Here is a 2,148-nt window from a genome sequence, read left to right as displayed (position 1 = left end):
CCAAGCGCGACAGACTCACCGATAAAGCATATCCTTTTCACATTTTTTGCCTTATTCAGCGTTAGCTGCTGCTGTGAGCTTTCCCAAAAAATGGAGTCAGACTGCTCACGTCTGACAAAAATAATTTCACCATCAATTTTCTCTGGATGCCATGTCCCGATAGCCGTATATCCATCAATATTTTCACTGCATGAAGGAATGTTATTAAAAAATTTAGCATCGTTATTGTTTTGATCTTCACTCATTAAGTAGATTTGAGCTAATCGCATCACTTCCAAAGCATCTTCTTTATTATCAGAAAGAAACGTTGCTAACTTTTCAGTATTGACGTTAGATTTATTCATATTATTTTCCTAAACACTTAAGTTTATGCTAGATAAAAGTATAAATAGCTTCTATAGATTGTCCGGTAAATAGATCACGTTGGGGCTTAATAAGGTTAAACTCTCTTTCTGCCATTTTAGAAAATTCTTTAGAAAGCATAGAACGATCAATAATGAAATCCTCCAGCACTAAAACATCAATGCCTGAATTACCAAAACATCTTATCGCATCGAGAGGAGTACAAACGATCGGTTCTCCCCTAACATTAAAAGAGGTGTTCACTAATATTGGGCAATTCGTCGCGTTATAAAACGCCTTCAGTAAAGAATGAAATTTTGGATTCGTATCAGCGGTAACTGTTTGCGGTCGGCAGGAACCATCAATATGAGTAATTGCGGGTAAACTTAAATCTGACGTTACCTGACAAGTTTCAAGCATAAATGGGGTTGGGATTGATAATTCAATATGATTTGCCGCTTCTTCTTCTAAGATAGCGGGGGCAAATGGTCTAAATCCTTCTCTCTTTTTAACTAAGGCATTTAGCCGATCTCGCATAGAAGGATCTCTGGGATCAGCAATAATACTTCGTGCTCCTAAAGCACGCGGGCCAAATTCCATCCGTCCTTGAAACCAGCCAATAACTTTACCATTAGTCAGCATTTCAACAATAGTCTGCTCAAAACTTTCTCTATCTTCCCGGAAATCTAAAGCTTCAATCTCCATTAAAGTTAGCATTTCCAATACATTTTCATTATTAAACTTCGGCCCAAGATAAGGATTGGTAAATGGTTCGTTACTGTGTCGTTTTCCCGTTATCTCAATATGAGCCAATGCAGCTGCACCCAAGGCAGAACCAGAATCTCCAGCAGCCGGAGGAATAAAAATATTATTAAATAGACCGGTCTTACGGATAGCATGGGTAGCAACACAGTTTAGTGCCACACCACCTGATAAGCATAAATTTATGGAATCAACTTTCTCGCGCAAATTATAAACTTGTTCGATGAGAATCTCTTCCAGCACAACCTGCAAACTTTTCGCTAAATCCATATGATGTTGCAGCATCACAGATTCTTGCTCCCTTGGAGGAAAGCCAATCAAGTCGATAAAAGCATCCGTATACATTCGATTCATTTGGCTAAAGTCAAAGAATTGCATGTTCAGTTTAAAACTGAACTTATTTTCCATGCTGAACATTTCCCGCAACTTATCGGTATATATTGGCTTACCATAAGGTGCCAACCCCATGACTTTATATTCACCACTGAGTACTTTAAATCCCAGATAGTTAGTAATAGTGCTATAAAAGAGGCCGACTGAATTGGGATATTCGATTTTCTCGAATAAATTAATACTATCGCCCTGCGCATAACCAAAAGTAGATGTTTCCCATTCACCTACACCGTCGGAAGTTAATATAGCTGCGTCGGTGAAACCAGAAAATAGATAACTCCCGGCGGCATGAGCCATATGATGATCGTAAAATTTAATCTCTTTCTCATACCCTAATATTTCAGTGATATCACGAAATGGCTTGTGACAATCCAACCAATGAAGGCCATCGGTAGCAGAAAAGTTAAAATTAGAAGCAAGTTGCCTGGACAGCTTTTTATACGGATTCTCATAATAAGCGACACAATCAACATCAGTAATATCAATCCCGCCCTCTTCTAAACAATACCTGAAAGCTCTAATTGGCAATCTGGAATCATTTTTAAGTCTAGAAAATCGCTCTTCTGAAACAGCTGCTACTAATTGACCATCACTGATCAGCGCACAGGAAGAATCATGGAAATTTGCAGAGATACCTATTATATTCATAGC

The 2,148-nt window shown here is 38.4% G+C and carries 2 protein-coding genes; both read right to left on the bottom strand.

The genetic code is table 11. From position 1 onward, the window contains the following. Positions 1-344: hypothetical protein (locus AM629_RS20930; RefSeq protein WP_152912052.1), on the bottom strand; the 344-nt coding region annotated here is incomplete at its 3' end. Positions 345-372: 28 nt separating this feature from the next. Beyond that, positions 373-2,148, bottom strand: a 1,776-nt coding sequence (locus tag AM629_RS20925; RefSeq protein ID WP_235525569.1) for a carbamoyltransferase family protein, incomplete at its 5' end; no start/stop codon positions are given.

It is taken from the genome of Photorhabdus heterorhabditis (assembly GCF_001280945.1).
In the GTDB taxonomy this organism is placed as follows: Bacteria; Pseudomonadota; Gammaproteobacteria; order Enterobacterales; family Enterobacteriaceae; genus Photorhabdus; species Photorhabdus heterorhabditis.
Note: the sequence above shows the minus strand (reverse complement) of the source record. Positions and strands in the feature narration are given on the sequence as shown.